This window comes from Mesorhizobium sp. WSM4820 (assembly GCF_055811075.1).
Window position 1 is genome coordinate 38308 of the sequence record NZ_JBVVQN010000017.1, and the last position, 26129, is coordinate 64436.

At 61.8% G+C, this 26129-nt stretch carries 26 protein-coding genes and 1 tRNA gene; 18 read left to right on the top strand and 9 right to left on the bottom strand.

Translation table 11 applies throughout. The annotated features are described in order from the left end of the window. Positions 1 to 45: 45 nt before the first annotated feature. Positions 46 to 996, bottom strand: coding sequence for a PfkB family carbohydrate kinase (locus tag AC0L2R_RS24675; protein WP_473512085.1), 951 nt, complete (start codon positions 994 to 996; stop codon positions 46 to 48). Between the two features lie 3 nt (positions 997 to 999). After that, positions 1000 to 1800 carry a beta/alpha barrel domain-containing protein gene (locus tag AC0L2R_RS24680; protein ID WP_023797149.1) on the bottom strand — a complete coding sequence of 267 codons (801 nt, stop codon included), beginning with the start codon at positions 1798 to 1800 and terminating at the stop codon, positions 1000 to 1002. Between the two features lie 162 nt (positions 1801 to 1962). On the opposite strand from AC0L2R_RS24680, the gene AC0L2R_RS24685 reads away from it, so the two are divergent. From AC0L2R_RS24685 to AC0L2R_RS24695, 3 genes are all read left to right on the top strand, one after another. Next, positions 1963 to 2724: a DeoR/GlpR family DNA-binding transcription regulator gene (locus tag AC0L2R_RS24685; RefSeq protein WP_473512086.1), complete on the top strand. Its 762-nt coding sequence runs from the start codon at positions 1963 to 1965 to the stop codon at positions 2722 to 2724. A gap of 256 nt (positions 2725 to 2980) precedes the next feature. Then, on the top strand, positions 2981 to 4129 hold the full coding sequence (locus AC0L2R_RS24690; RefSeq protein ID WP_473512088.1) for a Gfo/Idh/MocA family protein: 1149 nt from the start codon (positions 2981 to 2983) through the stop codon (positions 4127 to 4129). Positions 4130 to 4145: 16 nt separating this feature from the next. Further along, a complete protein-coding gene (locus AC0L2R_RS24695) occupies positions 4146 to 5123 on the top strand; it encodes an alpha/beta hydrolase (RefSeq protein ID WP_128175446.1) in 978 nt (325 codons plus the stop codon). Here AC0L2R_RS24695 and AC0L2R_RS24700 read toward each other — a convergent pair. Then, on the bottom strand, positions 5111 to 6133 hold the full coding sequence (locus tag AC0L2R_RS24700) for a LacI family DNA-binding transcriptional regulator (RefSeq protein ID WP_473512089.1): 1023 nt from the start codon (positions 6131 to 6133) through the stop codon (positions 5111 to 5113). The genes AC0L2R_RS24695 and AC0L2R_RS24700 overlap by 13 nt on opposite strands. A gap of 129 nt (positions 6134 to 6262) precedes the next feature. Between AC0L2R_RS24700 and AC0L2R_RS24705 the strand changes: the two genes are divergently transcribed. The 8 genes from AC0L2R_RS24705 to AC0L2R_RS24740 all read left to right on the top strand — a co-directional run bounded on the left by AC0L2R_RS24705 (position 6263) and on the right by AC0L2R_RS24740 (position 14494). Further along, positions 6263 to 7207, top strand: a complete 945-nt coding sequence (locus AC0L2R_RS24705) for a sugar kinase (RefSeq protein ID WP_473512090.1) — start codon at positions 6263 to 6265, stop codon at positions 7205 to 7207. Beyond that, a complete protein-coding gene (locus AC0L2R_RS24710; protein ID WP_473512091.1) occupies positions 7204 to 8490 on the top strand; it encodes a D-tagatose-bisphosphate aldolase, class II, non-catalytic subunit in 1287 nt (428 codons plus the stop codon). Before AC0L2R_RS24705 ends, AC0L2R_RS24710 begins: the two co-directional genes overlap by 4 nt. 148 nt (positions 8491 to 8638) lie before the next feature. Beyond that, positions 8639 to 9523, top strand: coding sequence for a dihydrodipicolinate synthase family protein (locus tag AC0L2R_RS24715; protein ID WP_473512093.1), 885 nt, complete (start codon positions 8639 to 8641; stop codon positions 9521 to 9523). A 23-nt stretch (positions 9524 to 9546) separates the two neighbouring features. Continuing rightward, complete coding sequence (locus AC0L2R_RS24720) at positions 9547 to 10206, top strand: GntR family transcriptional regulator (protein WP_473512094.1); 660 nt, start codon at positions 9547 to 9549, stop codon at positions 10204 to 10206. A 63-nt stretch (positions 10207 to 10269) separates the two neighbouring features. Beyond that, positions 10270 to 11607, top strand: coding sequence for an ABC transporter substrate-binding protein (locus AC0L2R_RS24725; protein ID WP_473512095.1), 1338 nt, complete (start codon positions 10270 to 10272; stop codon positions 11605 to 11607). Beyond that, complete coding sequence (locus AC0L2R_RS24730; RefSeq protein WP_473512097.1) at positions 11607 to 12569, top strand: carbohydrate ABC transporter permease; 963 nt, start codon at positions 11607 to 11609, stop codon at positions 12567 to 12569. The genes AC0L2R_RS24725 and AC0L2R_RS24730 overlap by 1 nt, the downstream gene beginning before the upstream one ends. Next, entirely contained in the window at positions 12570 to 13391 is an 822-nt protein-coding gene (locus tag AC0L2R_RS24735) for a carbohydrate ABC transporter permease (protein ID WP_023797160.1), read from the top strand. Between the two features lie 44 nt (positions 13392 to 13435). Then, complete coding sequence (locus AC0L2R_RS24740) at positions 13436 to 14494, top strand: ABC transporter ATP-binding protein (RefSeq protein ID WP_473512098.1); 1059 nt, start codon at positions 13436 to 13438, stop codon at positions 14492 to 14494. A gap of 146 nt (positions 14495 to 14640) precedes the next feature. Here AC0L2R_RS24740 and AC0L2R_RS24745 read toward each other — a convergent pair whose 3' ends face one another. Both AC0L2R_RS24745 and AC0L2R_RS24750 read right to left on the bottom strand, forming a co-directional pair. Next, a complete protein-coding gene (locus AC0L2R_RS24745; RefSeq protein WP_473512099.1) occupies positions 14641 to 15735 on the bottom strand; it encodes a helix-turn-helix transcriptional regulator in 1095 nt (364 codons plus the stop codon). Between the two features lie 115 nt (positions 15736 to 15850). Beyond that, positions 15851 to 17476 carry an alpha/beta hydrolase gene (locus AC0L2R_RS24750; protein WP_473512100.1) on the bottom strand — a complete coding sequence of 542 codons (1626 nt, stop codon included), beginning with the start codon at positions 17474 to 17476 and terminating at the stop codon, positions 15851 to 15853. A 518-nt stretch (positions 17477 to 17994) separates the two neighbouring features. Between AC0L2R_RS24750 and AC0L2R_RS24755 the strand changes: the two genes are divergently transcribed. The 3 genes from AC0L2R_RS24755 to AC0L2R_RS24765 all read left to right on the top strand — a co-directional run bounded on the left by AC0L2R_RS24755 (position 17995) and on the right by AC0L2R_RS24765 (position 20723). Next, the gene (locus AC0L2R_RS24755) at positions 17995 to 19134 is read left to right on the top strand and encodes a hypothetical protein (protein ID WP_473512101.1); all 1140 of its coding nucleotides are present in this window, start codon (positions 17995 to 17997) and stop codon (positions 19132 to 19134) included. A gap of 121 nt (positions 19135 to 19255) precedes the next feature. Beyond that, positions 19256 to 20074, top strand: a complete 819-nt coding sequence (locus tag AC0L2R_RS24760; protein WP_473512102.1) for a sterol desaturase family protein — start codon at positions 19256 to 19258, stop codon at positions 20072 to 20074. Beyond that, positions 20058 to 20723, top strand: a complete 666-nt coding sequence (locus AC0L2R_RS24765; RefSeq protein ID WP_473512103.1) for a methyltransferase family protein — start codon at positions 20058 to 20060, stop codon at positions 20721 to 20723. The genes AC0L2R_RS24760 and AC0L2R_RS24765 overlap by 17 nt, the downstream gene beginning before the upstream one ends. On the opposite strand, the gene AC0L2R_RS24770 is transcribed toward AC0L2R_RS24765, so the two are convergent. Beyond that, on the bottom strand, positions 20707 to 20844 hold the full coding sequence (locus tag AC0L2R_RS24770; protein WP_473512104.1) for a hypothetical protein: 138 nt from the start codon (positions 20842 to 20844) through the stop codon (positions 20707 to 20709). The two genes, AC0L2R_RS24765 and AC0L2R_RS24770, sit on opposite strands and share 17 nt — an antisense overlap. A 307-nt stretch (positions 20845 to 21151) precedes the next feature. Further along, positions 21152 to 21228: transfer RNA gene (locus tag AC0L2R_RS24775), tRNA-Arg, on the bottom strand. A 150-nt stretch (positions 21229 to 21378) separates the two neighbouring features. Between AC0L2R_RS24775 and AC0L2R_RS24780 the strand changes: the two genes are divergently transcribed. Both AC0L2R_RS24780 and AC0L2R_RS24785 read left to right on the top strand, forming a co-directional pair. After that, positions 21379 to 21678 carry a DUF768 domain-containing protein gene (locus AC0L2R_RS24780; RefSeq protein WP_027153425.1) on the top strand — a complete coding sequence of 100 codons (300 nt, stop codon included), beginning with the start codon at positions 21379 to 21381 and terminating at the stop codon, positions 21676 to 21678. A gap of 72 nt (positions 21679 to 21750) precedes the next feature. After that, the gene (locus AC0L2R_RS24785; RefSeq protein ID WP_236368745.1) at positions 21751 to 21897 is read left to right on the top strand and encodes a glycine zipper domain-containing protein; all 147 of its coding nucleotides are present in this window, start codon (positions 21751 to 21753) and stop codon (positions 21895 to 21897) included. A gap of 102 nt (positions 21898 to 21999) precedes the next feature. Here AC0L2R_RS24785 and AC0L2R_RS24790 read toward each other — a convergent pair whose 3' ends face one another. Continuing rightward, positions 22000 to 23163, bottom strand: a complete 1164-nt coding sequence (locus AC0L2R_RS24790; protein WP_128176127.1) for a M20 aminoacylase family protein — start codon at positions 23161 to 23163, stop codon at positions 22000 to 22002. A gap of 230 nt (positions 23164 to 23393) precedes the next feature. Here AC0L2R_RS24790 and AC0L2R_RS24795 point away from each other — a divergent pair, with 230 nt between their 5' ends. Together AC0L2R_RS24795 and AC0L2R_RS24800 are read left to right on the top strand one after the other, a co-directional pair. After that, positions 23394 to 24560 carry a D-alanyl-D-alanine carboxypeptidase family protein gene (locus AC0L2R_RS24795; RefSeq protein ID WP_473512106.1) on the top strand — a complete coding sequence of 389 codons (1167 nt, stop codon included), beginning with the start codon at positions 23394 to 23396 and terminating at the stop codon, positions 24558 to 24560. Between the two features lie 4 nt (positions 24561 to 24564). Then, a complete protein-coding gene (locus tag AC0L2R_RS24800; RefSeq protein ID WP_473512107.1) occupies positions 24565 to 25677 on the top strand; it encodes a CobW family GTP-binding protein in 1113 nt (370 codons plus the stop codon). A gap of 168 nt (positions 25678 to 25845) precedes the next feature. Here the strand turns inward: AC0L2R_RS24800 and AC0L2R_RS24805 are convergent, their stop codons facing one another. Continuing rightward, a complete protein-coding gene (locus AC0L2R_RS24805; RefSeq protein ID WP_473512108.1) occupies positions 25846 to 26127 on the bottom strand; it encodes a sulfurtransferase TusA family protein in 282 nt (93 codons plus the stop codon). Between the last annotated feature and the right edge of the window lie 2 nt (positions 26128 to 26129).

Genomic DNA, 26129 nt, shown 5'->3' on the forward strand with positions numbered 1-26129 from the left:
TCGGAGCATGTTCACCTGCGAAATATTTCATCGTATAGTTTCTAGCTATGTTCCAGTATTGACATGCGTTTTTTTCAATTCGACTGCTGACGGCGCGTTCGTCGATGCCAGGAGTTCCGTAACCTGGTCGTCGGTCGGAAGCGCCTCGCGCCCGCCACGGCCCGTTATCGAAAGGGCTGCCGCCGCGGCCGCGAATGCCACCCGGCCTGCGGTGCCGGCTCCGCGCGTCAACGCATAGGCATAGGCGCCATGAAAGCAGTCACCCGCACCGGTCGAGTCGACGACCACAATCCTGTGCGGGGGCAGGTGCCAGAGACCTGTCTCTTCACGCCCGCGATAGTACACGCCCCTGCCACCGTCGGTCAGAACCACTGCGGACCGCGACGGCAACCACAATTTATCGAGCATCTCGGCGGGCGATCGGCACCCCGTGGCAGTCCGCGCAAAGCCGAGTGGAAGAATGAGATGGTCGCAGAGCGCGATCAGCCGCTCCGTGGCTGGGCCGCTGCTCCATTCGATATCGCCGAGGATCGCAAGGCCGAGATCGCGAGCCCGAGCCACGACATCCAGGGACCGGATCGCGTAGCTATCGACGATCAGGACGGTCGCGCGGCTGAGGATGTCGTCCGGAAAATCCGGAGCGGTGCCCAGCATCGCATCGTCGTCATACGCGATGAACCGTTCCCCGTCCGAGCCGACGGTGATCCGCGAGCGCACCGGGCGCGCGTCGGGATGGCGCGGCGCGAATGCGGTTTCAACACCGCTCGCAACGAGATCGCGCACCACGGCGTCGTCCGCGGCACTGCCCAGCCATCCGGCGAACCCGGCGGTTCCGCCGAGTCGCACGACGGCGGCCAGCGCCGTCGCAACATTTCCCCCGAAAGCGTGGGCACTTTGCAGAACCTTCCCCTTGCCCGCCGACAACGGCTGATCGACATAGACGATGTCGTCGATCGCAATAGCGCCGAAGCCGAGGATTGAAGGGACGGTGGGCATCGTTCAGGCACCTGCCTTCGCCAGGGCGTCTTGCGCCGAAAGGCCGTCATGGATGACGCCCCGAAAGGCAAGCGCTGCCTTCTCCGGATCGCCATGCCCCCAGAGATTGCGGCCTACCACGGCGCCGCGTGCGCCGGCACGGATGGCGTCCGCCGTCTGCTGAAGCGCGCCGAGCAGCGTATCGGTCTTTGGACCGCCCGCGATCACAACCGGCACCGGGCAGGTCCGGACGGTCTCTCGGAACGACTCGAAATCGCCCGTGTAGCCGATCTTGATCACGTCGACGCCGGACTCGTAGCCGATGCGCGCCGCATAGGCGATCTCGTCGGGGGTGAAGACGATTTTTGCTCCGTCGGTGAAATCGCGAGGGTAGATATGCGCCACCACAGGCATGCCGTAGCGGGCCGCTGCATTTACCGAATCGGTCAGCCAGCGTATGTATTTGCCCTCGGTCGCGCCGCGCACCGGAATGGCCACGGCCAACGCATCGGCCCCCGCGCGCACCGCATCCTCGGGCGTTGCGATCAACTCGCTGATGCGATCGTCCGGAGTGAAGCAGCCCGCCTGAATCACCAGGGAAGCTTTGCCCGCATATTGCGGCCACAGATGGCGCGCGGTGCCAGGCTGGATGCTGACGTAGTCGGGTTTGCCCACCATGACGCGTGCGAGCGCACCCGGCAGATCGGCAAGGCCGCCTTTGCGCACGTCGCCATAGCCGACGAAGTGGTCGACCGCGCCGCCAAAAAGTTTCCCCGATGGATGCGAGAAGAGGCGCGCAAGACGCACCTTGGTTCCTAGGCTCATGAGTGCAAAATTCCTCAATCGTTTGATTTCAAAATCCTGGACCCAGTGTTTCCGAAAGAAACAAGAAATACAATCTTTCGAAAGCTTTCGAATTTGCATATTTTTGGTAAGCTGAGCCGAGGCCAGAGCGGTTGCTTGGCGCAGGGAGGCAAGGACAGGGCAATGTTGTCGGAGCAGAGACGCCAATCGATCCTGGGTGAGGTGCAGCGCAACGGACAGGTTCGCATCAAGGACCTGTCAGAAGATTTTGGCGTGTCGGAAGTCACGGTGCGCTCCGACCTCGAGATACTGGACCGCAAGGGACTGCTGACCAAGACCCGTGGAGGGGCGGTGACCCGGACCACCGATTCGACTACGGCCGCGTTCGCCCGGCGGATGCAAACGAACCTCGACGCAAAGAAGCGCATCGCCCGGGCGGCGCTAGACCTGTTCGAGGACAACCAATCGGTCATCTTCGACGGCGGCTCGACATTGATGCAGGTTGCCATGCAGTTACCGCCGCTCAGCAATGTCGTGGTCGCGGCCACGGCCATGAATATCGTGCAGCATCTTATGCATCGTCCCGGGCTCGACGTTCATATGATCGGCGGCCGGGTCTATCCCGACACGGTGAGCACGCTGATCACCGATGCCGATACGGCTCTCGGCGGCTTGGTAGCGCATCAGGTCTTTGTTGGAGCGCATGCGATAGACTCGTCACTGGATGTGGTCGACGTGAACGAAGACATGGCGCGAACGAAGCGAAACCTCGTTCGCATGGCCCGGCGCGTTGTCCTCCTCGCCGATTCGAGCAAATGGGGCGTCAGCGGGACCTCCAAGGCATTTTCGCTGTCGGCCGTCGATGTGGTGATCACCGACGATGGCCTGCCCGGTCCAATACGCAGCCAGCTTGAGATGACCGGGGCCAAGGTGATCTATGCCTGAACCCATCTCGGTCCCTGACCGACGGAAAGACCCAATGCGCGCATGACCCACGGGATTCGCATCGGCTGTTGGCCGTCAGTCATGTTCTCCTCCTCAAGGCTGGCGGCGTCCAATGTTGCGCCATCATTTTCGCATGTTCTATAATAATTTTACGCGCGTCAATATTTAAAATGTTGTATAGCGGCTTTCGACTGTGATCCGTTGCTGGTGCAATGATTCAACCAGAGCGTTGCGACGCCGGGAGGTAGAGTGGAAAATGCCAGGAAAATCAGGAGCTAAGCTCGGCATCGGCGTTGTCGGGTGCGGCAATATCTCGATGACCTATTTGCGCAATGCGGCCCTGTTCGGCGAGGTCGAGCTACGCGCCTGCGCCGACATTTCGGCCGATATGGCTGTGCTGCGCGCCAAGGAATATGGCATCCGCGCGCTCGGCGTCGACGCGCTTTTGGCCGACCCGAACATCGACCTTGTCCTCAACTTGACGATACCGGCGGCGCATTTCGACGTTTCGCTGTCGGCGCTTTCGGCGGGAAAGCACGTCTTCACCGAAAAGCCGCTGGCGACCTCGGCCAAGGACGGCAGGCGGCTTGTCGCCGAGGCGGCGGAGCGCGGGCTGCTGCTGGGCTCGGCCCCGGACACCTTCCTTGGCGCCGCCGGACGGCGGGCACGCCGCCTCATGGACGAGGGTGCGATCGGCCGGCCGGTGACCGGCACCGCTTTCATGATGGGGCGCGGCATGGAGCACTGGCATCCCAATCCGCAATTCTATTATCAGCCCGGCGGCGGACCGGTCTTCGACATGGGTCCCTACTACCTGACGATGCTGGTCAATTTGCTCGGGCCGGTGGCCCGCGTGATGGCGATGGCGACGCGGGGCCAGGAGGAGCGGCTGATCACCGCCGAAGGCCCCTACCGGAACACCAGCTTCAAGGTCGGCACACCGACCAACATCCTGTCGCTGCTGGAGTTCCGCTCAGGCGCCACCGTCACCTTCGGCGCCTCGTGGGATGTCTTCAGGCACTCCAACCACCCGATCGAGCTGCATGGGACGGAAGGCTCGCTCAGGCTGCCCGATCCGGATACGTTCGGCGGCACCGTCTCGCTGTCGGAACGAGGGGCCGACTGGGCCGACTTCCACAGTGAGAGCGAACTCTATGGCGCGCGCAATTGGCCCTTCGCCGCGCCCGACCGCGCGAATTACCGCATGCTCGGCGTTGCCGATCTTTCGCGCGCGCTGACAACAGGAAGAAAGCCGCGGGCGTCCGGCGACCTTGCGCTTCATGTGCTGGAAATCATGGAGGCGATCCTCGCTTCGGGTGAGAGCCGCGAGTCCGTCGCCGTCAACGCAACGGTCGATCAGCCGCCGCTCTTCCAGGACGCCGAAGCGACGAGCCTGCTCGTCTGATATCGGAGGGCTTACGATGACGACATTGCTTTCACCCTTGCTCGATCCGGAGGCCCGGCATGTGCTCGACCTTGACCGGCAGGCGGCCGCCCCGCCATTCGAAGCCGGCACGCCTGAAGAGGCGCGCCGCGCCTATGAGGAGGGCTTTCCGGCACTCCAGGGCGAGCGCGAGCCGGTCGGCTCATTGACCGAGCGCACCATCACCGGACCCGGCGGCCCGTTGACGCTCAGAATCTATCGCGGACAGGGCGCGGTCGGGGCCGCTGCCCCGGCGCTGCTCTATCTGCATGGCGGCGGCTGGGTGATCGGCAATCTCGAGTCGCATGACGAGATCTGCCGCTGGCTTGCGAATATGGCGGCCTGCGTCGTCGTCTCTCCCGACTACCGGCTGGCGCCGGAACACAAATTTCCGGCGGCCATCGAAGATTGCCGCGCCGTACTTTCCTTCATGCAGGACGGCGCGGGCGATCTCGGCATCGACGCCGAACGGATCGCTGTCGCCGGCGACAGTGCCGGCGGCAATCTCGCTACCGTGCTTTGCCTGCTTGCGCGCGGCGACAAGAAGCCGCCGGCGGCGCAGCTGCTGTTCTATCCGAACACTGACGCCTCGCAGGCGGCGGACAGCTATCGCCGCTTTGCCGACGGTTATGGCCTGACTTTGGCGACCATGGCCTGGTTCCGCGACCACTATATCAACCATGCTGGCGATATTGATGACTGGCGCGTGTCGCCGCTCAAGGCCGCAAGCCTTGCCGGCGCAGCGCCGGCTTTTGTCGCAATCGCCGGCCATGATATCCTCGCCGACGAAGCCGAGGCCTACGCGAAGCGTCTGGAAGATGACGAGGTGCCGGTCGTCCTGCGGCGCTGGCCCGGCCAGATCCACGGCTTCGTTTCGATGGGCCGCCATGGTCCGGCGGCGCGGCAAGCGGTCGGCGCGGCAGTTGCCGCATGGCGCGGCTTCGATCCTGTGTTTGGAAACGCTCAGGCCGACTGACGCATGACCAGCGTCGCGTCGAGACTGACCTTGCGGGCAACTGTCGCGTCGTCCTCATCCAGCAAGGCCAGCAGCGTCTCGACGCTGCGTCCGGCCATCGAAGCGAAGTCCTGCGCCATGGTGGTGAGGGCAGGGCAGGTGTAGCGGCTCAGCGGATGGTCGTCATGGGCTGCGATCCGCAGGTCGCAATCGCCCTTGCGGCCGACCTTGCGACCTTGCGAGTAGGCGGCAGCCATCACGCCGAAGGCGAGACGGTCGTTGGCGCACAGAATGGTCTTGCCCGGCAGGCCGCCACGGGCGAGCATCGCTTCCATCTGCTCATAGCCGATCCGTTCGAAATCCCAGCTGTAGTCATAAGGGGTGCCGATGAGCACCGGTTCATGCCCGAGCCGCTGCATGGCGCCGACATAGCTGTTCAGGCGCTCGCGCGAATTGTGGTTGACGTGCGGGATATCGAAATAGACCGGAGCATCGCCGGAGCGGCAGAGATAATCGACGATGGTCGAGACGCTCTGGCTGTTGTTGTTGCCGACGAATGGCGTGTCGCCCTCGAGATAAGTGTCGAAATAGACGATCGGTATGGTCTGTGTCAGCTTCTCCAGCGTGCGCTCGTCGGAGCGCAGGCCGAGCGGCGCGATCAGCGCGCCGGAAACTTTTAGCGAAAGAATGGTTCGCGTCGCTTCCACTTCGAGCTCGCGCGAGCCGTGCGAGGAGATCACGATCGGCCAGTAGCCTTCGTCGCGCAGCCTGAGTTCGATGCGGCTGACCATTTCCGAATAGAAGGGATCGGCGAGCGTCGGCACGACAATGCCGATGCTGCGGGTCCGCTTGCGGTTGAGGTTGCGTGCAAACAGATTGGGCTGGTAGTCGGACGAGCGCAGCGCCACTTCGATCCGCTGACGTGTCGCCGGCTTGACGCTGCTCGGATCGTCGAAATACTTCGACAGTGTCGGCCTGGAGACGCCGCAAGAGCGAGCAAAATCCTCCATCGTCTTGTGCTTCATCGACATCAAGCCCCCGAATGCAAGGTGAAACTTTACAGTAAAATTGTATAGCTTCCATGCGTAAATTTATTAATTGACGCGAAAAAGCACAAGCCGTATTCACTTGCAGTAGGCGAATTTGAGGGATTCCGCGAGATGAAGAAGCTGGTCGGTGCCGGCGAGATTCTGGTCGAGATCATGGCCGAGCGGATTGGTCAGAGCTTTCTCGAGACTGGTCCGCTGCTTGGGCCCTACCCGTCGGGCGCGCCCGCGATCTTCATCGGCCAGGCGGCGGCGCTCGGCCAGCCGGCAGGCCTCATCGGCGCCGTCGGCGACGACGATTTCGGCAGGCTGAACATCGATCGGCTGCGGGCACTGGGCGCCGACGTGTCGGCGATCGCGGTTCACACGGGCCATGCGACGGGCACGGCCTTCGTCACCTACCGGGCCGACGCGAGCCGGCATTTCGTCTTCAACATCCGCAACAGCGCCGCCGGCCTGATCGAGACAAACGCGGCGGCGACAAAGCTGCTCACCGGTGCCGATCACGTCCATGTCATGGGCTCGTCGCTGTTTTCCGACCGCGCCATCACAGTGGCGCTATCGGCGATCGAGACGGTCAAGGCCAGAGGGGGAACCGTGTCCTTCGATCCGAACATCCGCCGCGAGATCATGCAGGCATCCGGCATGCGCGCAGCACTCGACCAAGTGCTGGCGCAAGCCGACATCTTCCTGCCGAGCGGCGAGGAGCTCTTCCTGTTTTCATCCGCCAGGGACGAGAAGGGTGCAGTCGACGAACTGCTGGCCCGCGGCCTGTCCTGCATCGTCCTGAAGAAGGGCGCCGCCGGCGCCGTCTATCATGATCATAACGGTGCGGTCGCCTCGTCAGGCTTTGCCGTCGACGAGGTCGATCCGACCGGCGCGGGCGACTGCTTCGGTGCTGCTTTCGTCTCGTTCTGGCTGCGCGGGGCGGCTCCTGCCGAAGCGCTGCGGATCGCCAATGCCTGCGGCGCGCTCGCCGTCATCCGCAAGGGGCCGATGGAGGGCATTTTCCCGCTTGAAGCGGTCGAGGCATTCATCGCCACAGGGAACACGCAGTGATTGACGCGACGCGAAGGTTTGCGAACATTGCGGCGAGGCGCGCCGCAGGCGAGAAAAGCGGCATCGCCTCGGTCTGCTCGGCGCATCCGCTGGTCATCGAGGCTGCCCTGCGCCATGGTGCGGCGCGGCGCGCGGATGTGCTGATCGAGGCCACCTGCAACCAGGTCAACCACGACGGCGGCTACACCGGGATGACGCCTGCGGGGTTCCGCAGCTTCGTCGAGGCGCATGCGCACAAAGCCGGTTTCCCAATTGATCGCCTGATCCTCGGCGGCGATCATCTCGGGCCCAATCCGTGGAAGCACATGGCTGCCGCCGCCGCGATGAAGAAGGCTGCGGCGATGATCGATGCCTATGCGAGCGCCGGCTTCACCAAGATGCATCTGGATACGAGCATGGCCTGCGCCGACGATCCAGCCGTGCTTGCCGATGAAACGATCGCCGCGCGCGCGGCCGAACTTGCTGAAATCGCCGAGGCGGCGGTCGAGCGCGCCGGCGGCGAAAAACCGGTCTACGTCATCGGCACCGAAGTGCCGGTGCCGGGCGGTGCGCTGGAGGCGCTCGACCACCTGCATGTGACGGCGCCCGGGGATGCCTTGCGCACCGTCGAGATCCACGCGCGAGCGTTTTCGCGCGCCGGCCTCGAAGCCGCATTTGACCGTGCGGTCGGTGTCGTCGTCCAGCCCGGCGTCGAATTCGGCAACACCGAGATCGTGCCCTATGCACCCGCCAAGGCGACTGAACTGGTGGCTGTGCTCGACCGTATGCCAAAGGTCGTGTTTGAGGCGCATTCGACCGACTACCAGCCGGCCGAAGCGCTCAATGCTCTCGTTCGCGACGGTTTTGCCATCCTCAAGGTCGGCCCCTGGCTGACCTTCGCGCTTCGCGAAGCGCTGTATGGGCTCAGCCATATCGCCGATATCCTCGCGCCTGACACTTCGCGCGAAAGCCTGCCTGCCGCGATGGAACGCATCATGCTGGCGTCGCCGGACAATTGGCAGCAATACTATCCGGGCACGCCGGACGAGCAGCGCGTGCAGCGGCATTTCTCGTTCAGCGACCGCATCCGCTATTACTGGCCGACGCCGGAGGCGCAGCGCGCGATGCAGGCGCTGCTGGACGTGCTGAGCGAGAACGATATCCCCCGGCCGCTGATCAGCCAGTATCTGGGGCAACTCGACGCCGAGGTTGCCGCACGCCGGGTCAAGCCCCTCACTCACGAGCTTCTTATCGGCAGCATCACCCGTGTCCTCGATATCTACGCGGACGCGACGGGACAGTAGGGATCGCGCTGCCGGAAAGACGGCAGCCGCCCAAATCCGCATCATATATTCGTCCGATGTCGACGCCGTGTTCGAAAAGCCCCTCCGCAATTTACAACTAACATGTTAGTGTGTTAGGAGTGCTGCACATCGACATCTGGAGAGAATAGTGGTCTCGCGCTTTGGTCTTTCGGTTGCTCTCGCCACGCCTTTCGATGCGTCCGGGCAAATCGCCATCCTTCCTATGGTCACGCAGGCCCGGGCTTGCCTTGGCGCCGGCTGCAGCAGCGCCACGCTGTTCGGCACCACCGGGGAAGGGGCCTCCGTGGGCACGGCAGAGCGGCGGATTGTTACCGAGGCCATGCTGGCCGCCGGCATTCCGGCACATCGGCTCGTTGCCGGCGTGCTGGTCGATGCGGCCGAAGACGCCGCTGAACAGGCGCGGCATGCCTTGCAGTGCGGCGTCCGCAACATCCTGCTGGCTCCGCCGAGCTACTTCAAGAATGTCGGCGAGGACGGGCTGTTCGGATGGTTTTCTGCCGTCTTCGCTGCGCTCGGGCCGCTGGCTCGCGGCATCCTCCTCTACAACATCCCCTCTGTCACCATGGTGCCGCTCCCGCTTACCCTGATCGGTCGGCTGTGTGCGGCCTTCCCCGGCGTGATCGCCGGTGTCAAGGATTCGGGTGGCGACTGGAGTTACAGCGAGGCGCTGCTAAGAGCCCATGGCGACATGGTGATCCTGATCGGCGACGAGCGGCACTTGGCCAGAAGCGTGCGTCAGGGTGGGCAGGGCGCCATTTCCGGCATGGCCAATTTCGTCACCGGCGAAATCCGCGCCATGGCCGAGGATGGGCGCGACGATGCCCGCGTCGAGAGCTTCGTGCTCGAATTGCTTAAGTTTTCGGTCATCCCGGCGGTGAAGGTCATGGTGGCGCGCAAAACCGGCGACGAGCGCTGGCTGGCGGTCCGTCCGCCGCTGGAGCCGATCGGTTCGCAGGGGCGGCAACAGCTTGCTGCCGCCTATGACAGGCTGTTTGCGACAGAGCCGGCCTGACCGGCAAAGGGAAGCGCGCTGAAATGGACGACAGCAGCGAACCGGCAACCCTCAGGGAAAGAGCTTATGCCAGCTTCACGCGGCATTTGCTGGCCCGCGATCTGCGGCCGGGACAGTTCGTGTCGCAGCGCGAACTGGTTGCCTTTACCGGGCTGCCGCTAGGCGCCATCCGTGAGATCGTGCCGCGTCTCGAGGCCGAGGGGCTTTTGACGACCATCCCGCAGCGCGGCATGCAGATCGCCCATATCGACATCAACCTGATCCGCGAGGCCTTCCAGTTTCGCCTATTCATGGAGCGTGAGGCGGTGGCGCTGTTCACCGTCAACGGCTCCGACGCCGTGCTCGCCGGCCTGCGGCGCGAACATGAGGACATGCTGGCTCAAGCCTTGTCGCAGACGCCGACGCCGGAAATGGAAGCCAAGGCCCAGAACATCGATTGGGCCATGCACGACACCTTCATCGATGCGCTGGGCAACGAGATCATCGCCAAGGCGTATCTGGTCAATTCGGTAAAGATCAGGCTGATCCACCAGGAGCGTTTCCGCATCGATGGGCGCGTCGTGCCGGTGATGCAGGAGCACCTGACGGTGATCGAAGCGCTCGAGAGCCGCGATCCGCAAAAGGCGGTTGAGGCGATCAGTCGGCATATCGACAATGCGCGCCGGTTGGCGCTCCAGATCTGAGGACGTATGGTTCGCGGCTGCCGCGACACTATCAACAACGACAGCAACCCAAGGGAGGAAGAAATGTCGTCCAATCCGTTCAAGCCAACGAGAAGGCAAGTCCTTGCAGGAACCACGGCGCTCGCCGCCGCGGGCATGGCCGGCCTTCGCCCGAGCTTTTCCGCCAGCGTCGACTGGAAGCGCTTTGCCGGCACCACGCTCGACGTCAATCTGGTGAAAAGCCCGCGCAGCGACACCATCCTGAAATACATCGCCGAATTCGAGGAACTGACCGGCATCAAGGTCAATGCCGAGGCGACGCCGGAACAGCAGCAGCGGCAGAAGACGGTGATCGAGCTCAGCTCCGGCAGGCCGAGCTTCGATGTCGTGCATCTCAGCTATCACGTGCAGAAGCGCCAGTTCGAAAAGGGTGGCTGGCTGGCCGACATTGCCGGCTATCTCGCCGATCCGACGCTGACCGATCCCGGCCTGGTCGAAAGCGATTTCGCCGAGGCCGGCATGCTTTTCGCCAAGGACAACCAGGGCGTGCTGCGTTCGCTGCCGTTCTCGGTGGACTACTGGATCGTCTACTGGAACAAGGAGCTGTTCGAGGCCAAGGGCGTAAAGTACCCTGAATCATTCGAGCAGCTGGTGGCCGCCGCCGAAGCGCTGACCGATCCATCGACCAACACGTTCGGCTTCATCGCCCGCGGCCTCAAGAATGCCAACACGCCGGTGTGGACGTCGCTGATGCTCGGCTACGACATGACGCCGCTCGACGACAAGGGAAAGCTGCGCACCGAAACGCCCGAGGCGATCGAGGCCGCTGCCCTCTACCAGAGGCTGATGACCAAGTCCGCCCCTCCGGGCGTCACCGGCTTCAATTGGGCGGAAGCGCAGTCCGCCTTCCTGCAAGGCAAGATCGGCATGTGGTTCGATGGCGTCGGTTTTGCCCCGCCGATGGAAAATCCCGAAAAGTCGCGCGTGGTCGGCAAGGTCGGCTACGGCGTCATGCCCAAGGGGCCCAAGGCGCATGCCTCCGGGACGTTTGGCGACGGCCTCGGCGTGACCGCCTCCAGTGAAAAGAAGGAGGCCGCCTATCTGTTCTGTCAGTGGGCGGTTTCCCCGGCGATGGGCGCACGCCTGCTCCAGGCCGGCGCCGGCGTGCCGTTCCGCAAGTCGGTGCTGGAAGATCCCAAGGTGCGCGAAGGCGTCACCATGCCGGCAAGCTGGCTCGATGCGGTGGTTCAGTCCGGCAATATCAGCAGGCTGGCGCTGCCGGTGATTATCCCGGTCACCGAGTTCCGCGACATCTACGGCGTGGCGTTGACCAACATGATTGCCGGTGCCGATCCTGCCGAAGAACTGAAGAAGGCCACCGCGCAGTTCCAGCCGGTTCTCGACAGGAGCGAGCAGGGCTGATGTCCGCCATCGCCCCTGAACGCACCGGGGCGACGACAGGTCGCGCCGAGGTGACGACTGAACAGGCCATCGAAGGGAGCCAGACGATCCGGCTGGCTCCCAACTACTGGCCCTTCGTCGTTCCGGCGCTCGTCGTCGTTAGCGCCGTGATCGTCTTTCCCTGGGCGTTCACGCTCTGGATGAGCGTCAACCGCTGGACGCTCGGCCAGTCGCGGAGCTTTGCCGGGATGGAAAACTATCTCCGTCTGGCCAGCGACCCGCGATTCTGGGAATCGCTTGTTCATACATTGACCTACACCTCGCTGTCGGTGGCAGCGCCGATGTTGTTGGGCACTGTCGCCGCCCTGGTCTTCGACGCCAGGTTTCCGCTGCGCGGCCTGCTGCGCGGCGTCTTCGTCATGCCGATGATGGCAACGCCGGTTGCCGTGGCGCTGGTCTGGACCATGATGTTCCATCCCCAGCTCGGTGTTCTCAACTACCTTCTGTCGCTGGTCGGCATCCCGGCGCAGGAATGGATATTCAACGCCAACACGGTCATCCCTTCGCTGGTCGCGGTCGAGACCTGGCAGTGGACGCCGCTGGTGATGCTGATCGTGCTGGGCGGGCTGGCCTCGGTGCCGCGCGAGCCGTTCGAGAGCGCCGAGATTGATGGCGCCAATGCCTGGCAGCAATTCCGCTACCTCACTTTGCCGATGATCGCGCCGTTCCTGATGATTGCGTTGATCATCCGCACCATCGATGCGCTGAAGAGCTTCGACATCATCTATGCGATGACCCAGGGCGGGCCGGGCACGGCGTCCGAAACCATCAACATCTATCTCTACAACACCGCCTTCTCCTATTACGACATCGGCTATGGCTCAGCCATGGCCGTGGTGTTCTTCATTGTCATCGTGGCGCTGTCCTTCATCCTCCTGATGCTGCGCCAGCGCTCGCAGTGGAACGACGCGGAGGGCAAATAGATGAGCTCACGATTGCTCAACCAGATCGGCCTGTTTTTCGCGGCACTGGTCATCGTCTCGCCGGCGATTCTTTTCTTTCTCTGGATGATCTCGCTTTCGCTGAAATTCGAGATCGACAACGGCGCCTATCCGCCGATCCTGATCCCCGAACGCTTCGCCTGGTCGAACTATGTAAAAGTGTTCGAGGAGAACAATTTCCTGCTCTATCTCTGGAATTCGGTTCTGGTCACCGGCACGGCGACACTGCTGGCGCTGCTGATCGGCGTACCGGCCGGCTATGGCATAGCGCGTCTCAAGGCCGAAAAATCGGCGGTCGTCATCATGATCGCCCGCATGACGCCGGGGCTGTCCTATCTCATCCCGCTGTTTCTGCTGTTCCAATGGATCGGGATACTCGGCACGCTCTGGCCGCAGATCATCATCCACCTGGTGGTGACGGTGCCGATCGTGGTCTGGGTGATGATCGGCTATTTCGAGACCACGCCGATGGAACTGGAAGAGGCGGCCAACATCGACGGGGCCAGCTCCTGGCAGGTGTTCCGGCTGGTCGCCCTGCCCATCGCCAAGCCGGGCATCGTTGTCGCCTTCATCCTGTCCGTCATCTTTTCGTGGAACAATTTCGTCTTTGGCGTGGTGCTCGCCAGCCGTGAGACGCGGACGCTGCCGGTCGCCGTCTACAACATGCTTTCCTATGAGCAGGTGAGCTGGGGGCCGCTCGCCGCCGCCGCACTGGTGGTGACGCTGCCGGTGCTGGTGCTGACCATGTTCGCGCAGAAGCAGATCGTCGCAGGACTGACCGCCGGCGCGGTCAAGGGCGGCTGAAGACGCATTCCAGCTCGACATCACTCTTCTCCCGGAGAAATCCAATGGCATCGGTAAACATCAACAACGTGCAAAAGGCTTTCGGAGCCACCAAGATCATTCACGACGTCAGCGTCGACATCGCCGACGGCGAGTTCGTCATCCTGGTCGGCCCGTCGGGATGCGGAAAGTCGACGCTGCTGCGCATGATCGCTGGCCTTGAAACGATCTCGGGCGGCAAGATCACCATCGGCGAGCGCATGGTCAACAATCTGCGGGCGCGGGACCGCAACATCGCCATGGTGTTCCAGAATTACGCGCTCTATCCGCATATGACCGTGGCCGACAACATGGGCTTTGCCCTCAAGATCAAGAAAGCCGATCCGGCCGATACCGCTGGCCGCGTCAGGAATGCCGCCAGCATCCTTGGCCTGGAAAAGCTGCTAGAGCGCTATCCGCGTCAGCTCTCAGGCGGCCAGCGCCAGCGCGTCGCCATGGGCCGCGCCATCGTACGCGACCCGCAGGTCTTCCTGTTCGACGAGCCGCTCTCCAATCTCGACGCCAAGCTGCGCGTCCAGATGCGCGGCGAGATCAAGGGGCTGCACCAGCGGCTCGGCACCACCACGATCTACGTCACGCATGACCAGATCGAAGCCATGACGATGGCCGACAAGATCGTCGTGCTGCATGACGGCCTGGTCGAGCAGATCGGCGCGCCACTCGACCTCTACGACCAGCCGGCCAATCTCTTCGTTGCCGGCTTTATCGGCTCGCCCGCCATGAATTTTATTGCCGGCCGCATCGAGGAAGGCGTGTTCCGCAGCGCTGGTGGGCTGATCCTGCCGCTGCCGGAAGGCGCCCGTCCGACCGACGCTGCAGGACGCGAACTTGTCTACGGCATCCGTCCCGAGCACATCCGCGCAACTGCCCAGGGCATGCCGGGCACGGTCACGCTCCTGGAAGCCACGGGTTCGGAAATCTTCGCCAAGGTCGACTGCGCCGGCGAGGAAATTGCCTGCCTGTTCCGCGAGCGGCTGCCGCTCACGCAGGGCGCGGCGATAGGGATCGAAGTCGATCGCGCCTGCGCCCACCTGTTCGACGCGAAAACAGGTCGGCGTATGTGATGGCGTGGCCTGCGCGGCGGGTGCGCTGACGCGAAGACGATGTTCACGCAAAAGCGCCGTAGTACCAATTGCGGCGCCTGTCGCCAAACGCGTTTCCACCGACAATAACGTGCCCGATGGCACTGGACAGAACGGTCACGCCCGAACTATCGGCCGCTCGAGAGCCTTGTGAGAAGCGCGACCAGCTCCGACTGCCGATGCGTCTGCGTCTTCGCGAAGACCGATTTCAGCTGGTTGCGCCCGGTCTCATAGGAAACGCCAAGTTCGTCGGCTGCCGCTTCAACGCCGTGTCCCGCGCAAATCTTTCTCGCCAGCCTCGCTTCGGACGCTGTCAGCCTGAAGCAGGACTGCAGCACGGCTTCAGGAGGAGGAGGTCTCGCGTCAGGATCAATGAGGATGACGATTGCCTGGCACGGCGCCAGCGCGTTGTAGGAGACTTTCGGCAGTCGCAACGGATAGGCAAGGAGCGGCCGCCCTTGCAGTCTGGGCAGTGGCACAGGTGGCATCGATGCGGCCGTGTCCGGCGAACACAGCAGCGTTTTCAGCGATCGGTCGAGAGCATCTGTCGCGGTTCGGTCAAAGGAGACCAGACGCCGGCGCGTAATCTGCAGGCCTCGCCCCAGAAGCCTTTCCGCCGGAGCATTGGACCGGAGGACATTGCCGCTCCTATCCAACATGACGGCAGGCGTTTCGGTGGCGCTAAACGCATCCAGTGCCGCGTCGGCCCTCCCGAAACCTATTGCCCGCGCAACTACGGCCACAGAGCCCAGCTGTTTCGAAAGGTCCGCCAGCTGTCTCATTTCGTCTGGCGTGAACGGGCCCTGCTGGATCGACCGTTGCAGCGACAGCGCCCAGAAGTCATCTCCGGCGGCGATCTTGACGGCCGCGCACCATCGCAGGCCGAAAGGTGCGAGGAATTCCTGGTAGTATGGATGCTTGGCGATATCGTCTGACGTCAGGAGGTCGAACTCCGAGGTGACCCCTTTCCGATCGAGGAAGTTGATGAGGCGATACCGCTCGTCGCGGTTTATCCAGCCGTCGCGGACGTAGGATTCGAGAGCAGGGGCCATGGTGCGGCTGCAAGGCACGAGTGGCAGATGCCCTTTTATGTCGAAGAGCAGCGCTCCGGCGCTCCCGGTGGCCTTTTCTGCCACCTCCATCGCGGAATCCCAGCGTGATGGATCGAGGGCTGCCTCGACAAAGGCAACACCGATCGCGTCAAAATCGAAAGCAGCGCCCACCGCCAGCCCCTTGGTAGGCACCTATCTAAACATACCGAATCTTGGATAGCGAGTCGGACCGTCTCGGGGCCGCCCGCGATCGTGATGCAGCTTGGCGGCGCTTGCCGCCAGGGAATTAGTGTTTTTTGGGCGATGTTGAAGAGCGATGCCTGAACCGGAACGGCGACCTCATCTGCTTTGGCGACCTTATCGCCGCAGCCCGCTGCGTTTCTGGCCCTCGCCACTGCTCCTCCGCCGCCGCGGTGAACTGCGGGGCCTGCATCCGTCCAATGCACCCAGTCTTCAGCTTGCGTCTGGGGTTGGCCAGGAAATCGGTGACAACCTCCGATCCGCAAGGGTCGGAATCGATCACATCGTGCCCAATCCCGCGAAGCACGACGACCTGCCCAAAAGGAAGGCTTTTGGCCGCACGATATGCCCAGTGAGTCGGTGTTGCCGGATCATACTCTCCCGACAACAGCAGGGTCGGGATATCCAGGCGGCGAGGATGCTTTTGCGAAACCGTCATTCCCTGGGGAAACCAAAGCGGGCAAACCCAGGTATAGTCGGCCTCTCCGATCCACTTCGTCCAGTATTCGAGGCGCTTGTCAGGCAGCTCGGATCTGATGGTCTCAGAGCAGGTGACCGAAAAATCCATGCCCTGGGCAATCTCGGTATCGTCATGTTCAAAGATCATATCCGCAAGCGGTCTGAAATCGTTTTCGTATGTTTTCTCGACCAGCTTTGGAAGATCTTCGATAGCGTAACGATCATATAGCAACCCGAATACAAGTTCGAGAAAATCCGCTCCGGAGACATATCTGTACTGAGCGGGAGCGTTTTCCCTGTCGTCGCTCCGCAAAAGCACCGGCTGTTTGTCCAATTGCTTTACGATCGCTCGCACCGCGTCTCCCAGTCCGCGCATGCAATTTTTTGATTTTTGGCAATCTCGTTCCAGCAGTCGCAAAGAACGATCCAGATTTTTTCCGTCTTCCTTGAGGTAGTCGATATCAAGGGGAAGAACGGAATCCAGAATGCTCGCCGAGATGCCCTCTGGATGCTCATTCATCACTTCCAAGGCAACTCTTGTGCCGTAAGAGACGCCGTAGAGTACCCACTTCCTTATGCCAAGAGCCTTCTTAACGTCGTTGATATCTGCTGCATTTTCGGTGGTGTTGTAGGCGGAAAGATCAATGCCCTTTGCTATCAGCGCGCTTCGGCACGCGGCCACCTCATCTCTCATGAGCTTGTCAAAGCTGATCTCGGCATCGACGCTTAACGAAATGGAGTTCCAATGATCGGCCTTGAAGTATCGCGAACAGCTCAGCCTGGGAATTGACTTTCCTATCCCTCGTTGGTCGACCACGACCACCCGGCGCCCGATCATCCAATTTTGATCACTTATGAACTGCCACCATGCCTCGATGTCTTCCCTGTCGCCAATATCGGTGGGCTGGCCCGGCCCGCCCGTGAGAAACACAATGGGCTCATGCCGCTCGCGGTCGGGTTCGAAGACCACCACCGATAGAGTGATTTCAGTCCCAGAAGCTTTTTTGCGGTTTTCAGGGACATTGAGAGTCCCGCACGTCATTCCACGGTCGCGCGGAACCTCGAACCAGCAATTCGTTTTCTTGAACTCTCCGGCATGGATATCCCCGCTCCACGCGCAAAAGAGAAGTACAGCTGACGCGAGCTTAAGGAGTACTCGATCCAGATTGATGAACATACGTCGAAAAGAGGCGCGCATGTTGCCCTCCAGCATGAAACAAGGCCTGAGGCAGTCGCTCGCCACCCACTGAGCTTTGACACCAGCGCGGTCGTAGGAATGATCGTAGTTTCCCCCTGCCCCACCAATTGCCAAGTGCGATTTTGCTCGCAGCAAGCTACCCCTCATCGATAATAGAGTGGTTCCATGGGCCGCGCATGACCCATTTGGGTATAGGATCATGGCGACCGTGGCGTCAGGGCAGTTGTCACCGTTGCCGTATCCCTGAGCCTGTGGAGCGCGCCGACTTACTCCGTCGGGCCGCGGCAGCAATCCAGGACTATAGTGACGAGATCGCCATCGCATTCGGGTTGGCGCATGCCGACGAGATCGTCGGCAAGCACGCGATTGCGAATCCCACAATGCGCTTTGCCTGGAACGCTATCGCGACGGGCATAAGATGAAGAAATGCCGCAGCGATGGAACGACCAACAATTATCGTGATCACAACCGTTTCACGTTAACCGTTAGGAAACGACGGGCTTGTTAAATGAGTCTCCCCACGGGGCATAAATATGGCACTTCACCTTTCGGCGGATGCGGTTCCTGTGGCGGCGGCCCCACAGAAGTATCTTTTTGGTCCGGTCGCTGACTTTCTCATGCTTGGCTGGAGCGCGTTGCTCATCCTGCCGGTCTTGTTTTTTGTCCCTCTTAAGTACGAAGGTTTCGTGGGCGCAACGATGTTGTTGCTGGCTCATCTGATAAACCATCCGCACTTTGCCCACTCGTATCAACTTTTCTATCGCAATTTCGGGCGGAAGGTGTGCGGAGACGGATATGACAAGAACCTTCAGGTCCGTTACATCTTCGCGGGCATTGTCGTCCCGCTGATCATGGGCGGTTTTTTTGCTTACGGTTCAATAGCGGGGAATGCGCGCCTGCTGGGGTATGCTGGCAATGCGATGGCCTTTTTTGTGGGCTGGCACTATGTCAAGCAAGGCTACGGCATGCTGATGGTGGACGCCGTATTGAAGCGCAGGTTCTTCAACGAGCAAGACAAGAAAGTGCTGCTGTTCAACGGCTATGCCGTATGGCTGTTCGCCTGGCTTCAGACAAACGCGGTGATCACCGAAAGGCAATTCTGGGGCTTGGACTACTACACATTTGCCGCCCCCTCATGGGTCACCAATATTGCCGTATTTGCCGCCGCTGCTTCCACGGCAGCCACGGTCGTGATGCTGATCAATCGCTGGCACAAGCATGGTGGCACGCTACCGTACAACGGCGTCGTCGCTTACGTCGTGTCTCTATACGCCTGGATTCTATTTGTGAGGATAAACCCGCTCTGGTTGCTTGTGGTGCCGGCGCTCCATTCGTTGCAGTACCTGGCGGTGGTCTGGCGTTATCAGACCAACGTAGAGCTCGACCGTTCAGATGCTGTTATAGAACCCGAATTCAAGGTCCTGTCCATTATTGGTCCGATGTATAGGTTGCGAGTGCTGGGCTTTGTCATCATTGGTAGTATTCTTGGGATTCTCGGTTTCTGGCTGGTCCCGATCGCGTTGTCTGCTTTGATTCCTTATAATAAAGAGGTGCTCGGCTCGTCGCTGTTCCTCTTCATAGCGTGGATATTCATCAACGTGCACCACTACTTCCTGGATAACGTTATGTGGCGACGAGGCAATCCAGAGGTATCAAAATATCTGTTCCGCTAGTCACTTGCCGCGGCAATCCTGTGATGGCCACAGATAGCCGGCCGGACCGCTCGCCACGCGGAGGCCAGCGTCGGAAAACGGTTCGGCCATACCTGCGTCAGCCGCTTGGTGGGCTTCAATAATGTTCGAGATAATCGATCTGAAAGCGATTCTGATCGTCTTTATGATCTTCGTTCCGCTGGAGCATCTGGTGCCGCTTCATGAGGGGCGACGGTACCCGCGACGGGCGTTCGTAACCGACCTCCTTCACCTGCTGGTGACCGGACTGCTGTTCAAGATCGGATTTCTGATCTTTGTCGGCGCCTGTATAATGGCCATCAATTCAGCCGTTCCGAGTATCATCGGCGAAACGGTGCGGGCGCAGCCCATATGGCTCCAGACGATCGAGGTGATCGTTATCTCGGACGTTGGTTTCTACGTCGCCCACAGGACGCTCCACTCTGTGCCGTTCCTTTGGCGTTTTCACGCGATCCACCACAGCATCGAAGAACTGGACGCCCTGGCTGCCCACCGTGTTCATCCCCTCGACCAACTCTTCGTCAAGGCGACGTCGCTCCTACCGATCTACGCCCTCGGCTTTTCGGTCTGGCCAATCATCATCGCTGGGCTGATCTACCAATGGCAGGCGCTACTAATTCACTCGAACATCAGGATCGGGTTTGGGCCGTTCAAGTGGGTGGTCGCCTCACCGCTCTTTCATCATTGGCACCATGCTAACGAGCCAGCGGCCATCGACAAGAACTTCGCCGGCCAGCTTTCTATCATCGATGCGATATTCGGCACGATGTACATGCCCAAAGCGATGCCGACGAAATACGGGACCGACGAGCCGGTGCCAGATGCCTATTTGGGACAACTCGCCTATCCGTTCACCACGCCTAAAAGGCCCATCGCATCAGACTTGCAAATGGCGGAGCTGAATCATGACCAGTCGAATTGAAGACTTCGCCGGCCAGGCCGCGATCCTGGCTATTTTCTCGGCGCTGGTAGTGCTGGAAACAGGTACAATTGGCGGCATATTCAATGCGCGCGAGAGTCTCGAAGGATGGTCGCTAGTATTGATCTCTCGGATCGCTGCCTTGATCTTCATGGCTATGTCGCTCTTTTTCACGCTGGTGAGGCTGCCGGCCAAGGCCAGCGCGTCGGGCCTTGCACCGCGCATAGTCTCGATCGCGGGAACCTTTGTGATGTTCTTGCTGGTCGTGCTCCCGGTCGGAACCGTTCCAACAGAAGTTCGACTGTTTGGAACCGCGATGATCGTGGTGGGCACGATCCTTTCAGCCTACTGCCTGCTTTGGCTTGGACGGTCATTTTCTATAATGGCGACAGCTCGAAAGCTCGTGATCGCCGGCCCCTATAGCATCGTCAGACACCCGCTTTATGTTGCGGAGGCGATCACAATCAGCGGTGTTATCATCGCCAACTGGTCGATCTCGTCGGTTGCGGTCGGTGCCTGCTGGTTTATGCTTCAGTTCCGGCGGGCCGTGAACGAAGAGCGCGTGCTGCGCGCCGCGTTCCCCGAATACCAGGAATACGAACGGCGAGTGCCAATGCTGCTACCATTTCGAGTGGTCAAGGCAGCCCGCTGATCGTTTCCGGCGCCACCTGGTTAGGATCGAGATAGAGTATCTTGTCGGGCAACGGCGTCAGGCCATATGCCGTGCGGAATTTCCCGTTGTGGCGCTTCTTTCGACGCTCGCCTGAGGACATGAGCTACAAGGCGTTCCCTTCTAGCTCTTCTGACGAATTGAAGCGTTGCGACCGGAACGGAAACAGGCGTGATGACGTAGCGTGTCTCAAAGCAGGGCGTGGTCCAGGAGCCAGGGGTTTGGCAAACTATTTGGTCTCGTCATCTGTTTTGTCTTCTTCCTGAGTGCACTGCACGTTGCGTATGAAAACGGTGTCTGGCTGGCACCAAGCGCACACCAAGCGCGCTACGACCACAACGTGTACAAAGTTCGCCATACAAAATCGCAGAAAAAAGTACGGCGATGGCTCCCTAAGTAATTGAAAACTATGGTGATCCCGACAGGAATCGAACCTGTGACCTACAGATTAGGAATCTGCCGCTCTATCCTACTGAGCTACGGGACCACGCGGCCCGACACATAGCCGCTTCGGACCGTTTCGCCAAGAGGCAAGCTTGACGCAATCGGCCGGTCACGAGTGGACCGCAAAGATGAGCCGGAAATAGCGGAACTTCGGACCACCGCCGCGCTTTAGTGTGCCGAAGGAGAGACCCGCATGAGTGCCACGAAAGAGTTCTTCGAAACCTGGCTCCAGGAGAACGTCGGTAACCTGCCCGCGGAAAGCGAAGTGAGCGTGGCCGTCCTGGTTCAGCAATTCGAGCAGGATGCCGATGCGGCCGGCTATGGCCACGAGGTGCGCCAAGACGAGATCGGCGACATCGAAGAGGCCATTGAGAAAGCTCTGAACAGGGCCCGGACAGGCGAACAGCCGCAGGCTGACGATCCGGCCGAAGAGAGTGATCTGGCGCCCGTCATGGAGGCGCTGGAGGTCGACGACCCGAAGAGCGGGCCGTAGCGATCCCAGGCAACATCGGATGGCAGCCTACCAGCGGTTGCAGCTCTCCCCTTCCACCCTAAATGACCCGGCATGATGGATGCCAAACACATCACACTCGGCGTTGTGATCGGCGTGGCTATCGGTGTCGCATCGGACAATATCATTGCGGGTATCGGAATCGGTATCGCCCTGGGCATTGCCTTGGGTCTTGCGCGGAGGCGGTCCGGTCGGAAGTGACGATCGGAGCATCGTCACGTCCCGCGCCCGACCGCCTTGCAGCCATCCCAAATCGCGGCGCACCCCTCGGATCAAGCCGCAGGGCGGTTTATGGCCGATGCATCAGGCGGCCAGCGCCGTCTCCGCCAGCTTCACCCAATAGCTCATGCCGTGCGGGATGACCTCGTCGTTGAAGTCGTAGGCAGGGTTGTGGAGACCGGCGGTGTCGCCATTGCCGATGAAGATGAAGGCGCCCGGCCGCGCTTCCAGCATGTAGGAGAAATCCTCGCCGCCCATCACCGGCTGGATGGCGCGTTGCACCTGTGCCTCGCCGGCGATTTCAGCGGCGACATCGCTGGCAAAGACCGTCTCCTCCGGATGATTGAAGGTGACGGGATAATTGGCTTTGTAATCGACCTCGATCGTTGCGCCGAAGGCCGCGCCCACGCCCTCGCAGATGGCGCGCACACGCTGCTCAGCCTTCCTGGCGACCTCCTTCTTCAGCGTGCGCACGGTGCCGGCGATCTCGGCGCTCTCGGGAATGACATTGTAGGCGTCGCCGGCGTGGAATTTCGTCACCGACACCACGACAGCCTCGACCGGATCGGTGCTGCGCGAGGCGATCGTCTGCAGAGCGCCGACGAGCTGGCTGGTGATGACGATCGGGTCGATCGTGCCGTGCGGCATCGCCGCATGCCCGCCCTTGCCCTTGACGGTGATGGTGAATTCGGCTGTCGCCGCCATGATCGGGCCCGGCTTGATGGCGAATTGTCCGACCGGCAGGCCCGGCATGTTGTGCATGCCGAACACCTTGGAGATGCCGAAGCGCTCCATCATGCCGTCCTTGACCATCTCGTTGCCGCCGCCGCCGCCTTCTTCGGCCGGCTGGAAGATCACTGCGACGGAGCCGGCGAAATTGCGCGTCTCGGCAAGGTATTTGGCGGCACCAAGCAGCATCGCGGTGTGGCCGTCATGGCCGCAGGCGTGCATCTTGCCAGGAATGGTCGAGGCGTAGGGTTTGCCGGTGATCTCGTTGAGCGGCAGCGCATCCATGTCGGCGCGCAGGCCGATGCTCGTGCCTTCGCCCAGGCGGCCGCGGATGATGCCGACGACACCGGTCTTTCCAAGGCCGGTCACCACGTCGTCGCAACCGAAGGCCTGCAGCTTCTCGGTGACGAAGGCGGCGGTCTCGAAGACGTCGAAATTCAGCTCTGGCGTCTGGTGCAGATGGCGGCGCCAGCCGGCGACCTCGTCTTGCATTTCGGCGGCGCGGTTCAGGATCGGCATGATGTTCCATCTCGCTGTTGGAGCAGACGGGCTCTGCCTGCTGCTTTGCAATTGTGCCTGCTGTTTTAGAATTGTCATTCAGGCACTTTGCCATCTTGACGTCACATAGGCTAAATAGCACCGCAAGATAGTGATCCGGATAGAGGGACCGGATCACCATGCTGGCGATCGCGTAGCAAATCTTACGGAGCCAGAGGCGACTGCGGCAAGAGGCGATTTCGGATTCCACCATGCGGTACAGGCGTTTCCTCAAATTGTTGCTCGCGGGCGCCGTGGCGCTTGCGGCGCTGGCCGGCCCGGCTCTCGCCAATCCGACGATCGTGTTCGACCTGGAGAATGGCAAGATCCTCCAGCACCAGGAGGCATTCAAGCGCTGGTATCCTGCCTCGCTGACCAAGCTGATGACCGCCTATGTGGCGTTTCGTGCGATTGCCGCCGGCGAGGTCCAGGTCGATTCGCCGATCAAGGTGACGAAGCGTTCCGCCAGCGAGCCGCCGAGCAAGATGGGCTTCAAGCCCGGCTCGGTCATGCGGCTCGATAACGCGCTGAAGATGATACTGGTCAAATCGGCCAACGACGTCGCCATGGCCGTCGGCGAGAACATCGGCGGTTCGCAGATCGCTTTCGCCGAACGCATGAACGCCGAGGCGCGCCGGCTCGGCATGACCGGAACGCATTTCGTCAACCCGAACGGGCTGTTTTCGCCGGACCAGTATACGACTGCGCGCGATCTCGGCTTGCTGGTGATGGCGATCCGCACGGAATTTCCACAATATGCCCCATGGTTCTCGATCGAGGGCCTGGCCGTCGGCAAGAAGAAGATCTCGAATTACAATCTTCTGATCGGCCGCTATCCCGGCGCCGACGGCATGAAGACCGGCTTCGTCTGTCCGTCGGGCTTCAACATGATCGGCTCGGCAACACGCGACGGGCGCACGCTGGTGGCGGTGGTGCTTGGCGAGAAGTCGGCCATCACTCGCGCCGAGACCGTCGCCAGGCTGCTCGACCAAGGCTTTGCCACGCCGACACCGGGCTGGCTGACGGTGGCGGCGCTGCCTTCCTATGGCGACACCACATCGGTCAACGACATGAACGACGAGATTTGCAGGAAGAAGCCGGCTAAGGAGCAGTCGGAAGCTGCCGCCCCCGTCGGCGATAAGAATGCGCCAAAATCTCCCTATCGAAAAAAACTCGATCACGCGCCGGCATTGGTCGCAGTCGGCCTTGGCGGCGCCACCGGGCCGATACCGAAAGCCATGCTCGATGCATCGGGCCAGGAATATGCCGACGTGCCGCTGCCGAGCTGGCGGCCCGACCTGCCGCCGCCGCCCGGCGCGGAGCCGGCAGTGATCGGTTCCGCTACTGCGGCCCAGGAGCCCGCCAAGGCAGTGAACTAGGCTGATGAGCAGCAGCTTTCCCATCGCCGTTTCGGTGCTGACCGGTTTTCTCGGCGCCGGCAAAACGACGCTGCTCAACCGGCTGCTCAGGGATCCCGCGCTCGCCGACACCGCGGTCATCATCAACGAGTTCGGCGAGGTGGCGATCGACCATCTCCTGGTCGAACAGGCCTCCGACGGGATCATCCAGCTTTCCGACGGCTGTCTCTGCTGCACGATGCGCGGCGAACTGGTCGACACGCTGGCCGATCTCGTCGACCGGCTGCAGACCGGCCGCATCGCCCGGCTTGGCCGCGTCGTCATCGAAACCACCGGCCTCGCAGATCCGGCGCCGGTGCTGCAGTCGATCATGGCCCATCCGGCGCTGGTCGAGGCCTTCCGGCTCGACGGCGTCATCACGCTGGTCGACGCGGTCAACGGAGACGCCACGCTCGACGCCCATGTCAAGGCAGTGAAGCAGGCGGCGGTCGCCGACCGCATCGTGCTGACGAAAGCCGATCTGGCCACCGATCCGCGCGACGTCGAGGCCTTGCGGGCGCGGCTGCGGCAGATCAATCCGGGTGCCGAGCTGCTCGATGCGGGTGACAGAAGGACCGATGCAGCGGCGCTGTTCGATTGCGGCCTCTATAACCCAGCCACCAAGTCCGCCGACGTGCGGCGCTGGCTGGGCGAGGAAGCCGCCCATGATCACCACCACCACCACCATGGTGACCACGGCGATCATGACCACGATCATGACCATCGGCACGATTCCCGCGTGCGCTCCTACTCGCTCGTTCATGACGGGCCGGTGCCGTTTTCGGCGATCGAGATGTTCCTCGACCTGTTGCGATCAGCACATGGCGAGCGCCTGTTGCGCATGAAGGGCGTCATCGAATTGCTGGAAGACCCGTCGCGGCCACTGGTCGTCCACGGCGTCCAGAAGATCCTGCATCCGCCGGCGCGGCTGCCGTCCTGGCCGGACGGCCAACGCGGCACAAGGCTGGTGCTGATCACGCTCGACATGCCGGAAGATTACGTCCGCCGGCTGTTTGCCGCCTTCACCAACCGGCCGTCGATCGACTCACCGGACCGCGCAGCGCTGGAAAACAACCCGCTGGCCATCGCCGGGCGGTAGGCGGCTGATCTCCCCCCTCGAGGGGGAGATGTCGCCGAAGGCGACAGAGGGGGTCGTCTCGGCCGGTGCGACGCCCCGTAGGAACGAAAGATAAGGTTGGCGCTTCACGCGCGGCAACCCCCTCTGGCCTGCCGGCCATCTCCCCCTCGAGGGGGGAGATTATCCCGCTCAGCCGCCGCCGCGCTCGACCAGAAACCGATGGCCGCCGGAAACCGCTGCCGTTTCGATCAATCGATGGCCGCTCTCGGTGCAGAAGGCGGGAATGTCGATGACGGCGAGGGGGTCGGTGGTTTCGAGCCATAGCCGGCTGCCCGGCCGCATTGTGGCCAACCGCTTTTTTGCCTTGAGCACGGGCAACGGGCAGTTCAGGCCTTTGAGGTCGTAGACGGGGGCGGGGGCGGGGCTGGTTGAGGGCCTGTCTTCCTGGCCCCCATCTCCTTGTTCAGGCATGA

What these genes read in the sequence shown, in the direction of transcription:
- AC0L2R_RS24675 (WP_473512085.1), bottom strand. Translation starts at nt 996, where the DNA reads ATGCCCACCGTCCCTTCAATCCTCGGCTTCGGCGCTATTGCGATCGAC.
- AC0L2R_RS24680 (WP_023797149.1), bottom strand. Translation starts at nt 1,800, where the DNA reads ATGAGCCTAGGAACCAAGGTGCGTCTTGCGCGCCTCTTCTCGCATCCA.
- AC0L2R_RS24685 (WP_473512086.1), top strand. Translation starts at nt 1,963, where the DNA reads ATGTTGTCGGAGCAGAGACGCCAATCGATCCTGGGTGAGGTGCAGCGC.
- AC0L2R_RS24690 (WP_473512088.1), top strand. Translation starts at nt 2,981, where the DNA reads ATGCCAGGAAAATCAGGAGCTAAGCTCGGCATCGGCGTTGTCGGGTGC.
- AC0L2R_RS24695 (WP_128175446.1), top strand. Translation starts at nt 4,146, where the DNA reads ATGACGACATTGCTTTCACCCTTGCTCGATCCGGAGGCCCGGCATGTG.
- AC0L2R_RS24700 (WP_473512089.1), bottom strand. Translation starts at nt 6,133, where the DNA reads ATGTCGATGAAGCACAAGACGATGGAGGATTTTGCTCGCTCTTGCGGC.
- AC0L2R_RS24705 (WP_473512090.1), top strand. Translation starts at nt 6,263, where the DNA reads ATGAAGAAGCTGGTCGGTGCCGGCGAGATTCTGGTCGAGATCATGGCC.
- AC0L2R_RS24720 (WP_473512094.1), top strand. Translation starts at nt 9,547, where the DNA reads ATGGACGACAGCAGCGAACCGGCAACCCTCAGGGAAAGAGCTTATGCC.
- AC0L2R_RS24725 (WP_473512095.1), top strand. Translation starts at nt 10,270, where the DNA reads ATGTCGTCCAATCCGTTCAAGCCAACGAGAAGGCAAGTCCTTGCAGGA.
- AC0L2R_RS24730 (WP_473512097.1), top strand. Translation starts at nt 11,607, where the DNA reads ATGTCCGCCATCGCCCCTGAACGCACCGGGGCGACGACAGGTCGCGCC.
- AC0L2R_RS24735 (WP_023797160.1), top strand. Translation starts at nt 12,570, where the DNA reads ATGAGCTCACGATTGCTCAACCAGATCGGCCTGTTTTTCGCGGCACTG.
- AC0L2R_RS24740 (WP_473512098.1), top strand. Translation starts at nt 13,436, where the DNA reads ATGGCATCGGTAAACATCAACAACGTGCAAAAGGCTTTCGGAGCCACC.
- AC0L2R_RS24750 (WP_473512100.1), bottom strand. Translation starts at nt 17,476, where the DNA reads ATGCTGGAGGGCAACATGCGCGCCTCTTTTCGACGTATGTTCATCAAT.
- AC0L2R_RS24755 (WP_473512101.1), top strand. Translation starts at nt 17,995, where the DNA reads ATGGCACTTCACCTTTCGGCGGATGCGGTTCCTGTGGCGGCGGCCCCA.
- AC0L2R_RS24760 (WP_473512102.1), top strand. Translation starts at nt 19,256, where the DNA reads ATGTTCGAGATAATCGATCTGAAAGCGATTCTGATCGTCTTTATGATC.
- AC0L2R_RS24765 (WP_473512103.1), top strand. Translation starts at nt 20,058, where the DNA reads ATGACCAGTCGAATTGAAGACTTCGCCGGCCAGGCCGCGATCCTGGCT.
- AC0L2R_RS24770 (WP_473512104.1), bottom strand. Translation starts at nt 20,844, where the DNA reads ATGTCCTCAGGCGAGCGTCGAAAGAAGCGCCACAACGGGAAATTCCGC.
- AC0L2R_RS24780 (WP_027153425.1), top strand. Translation starts at nt 21,379, where the DNA reads ATGAGTGCCACGAAAGAGTTCTTCGAAACCTGGCTCCAGGAGAACGTC.
- AC0L2R_RS24785 (WP_236368745.1), top strand. Translation starts at nt 21,751, where the DNA reads ATGATGGATGCCAAACACATCACACTCGGCGTTGTGATCGGCGTGGCT.
- AC0L2R_RS24790 (WP_128176127.1), bottom strand. Translation starts at nt 23,163, where the DNA reads ATGCCGATCCTGAACCGCGCCGCCGAAATGCAAGACGAGGTCGCCGGC.
- AC0L2R_RS24795 (WP_473512106.1), top strand. Translation starts at nt 23,394, where the DNA reads ATGCGGTACAGGCGTTTCCTCAAATTGTTGCTCGCGGGCGCCGTGGCG.
- AC0L2R_RS24800 (WP_473512107.1), top strand. Translation starts at nt 24,565, where the DNA reads ATGAGCAGCAGCTTTCCCATCGCCGTTTCGGTGCTGACCGGTTTTCTC.
- AC0L2R_RS24805 (WP_473512108.1), bottom strand. Translation starts at nt 26,127, where the DNA reads ATGCCTGAACAAGGAGATGGGGGCCAGGAAGACAGGCCCTCAACCAGC.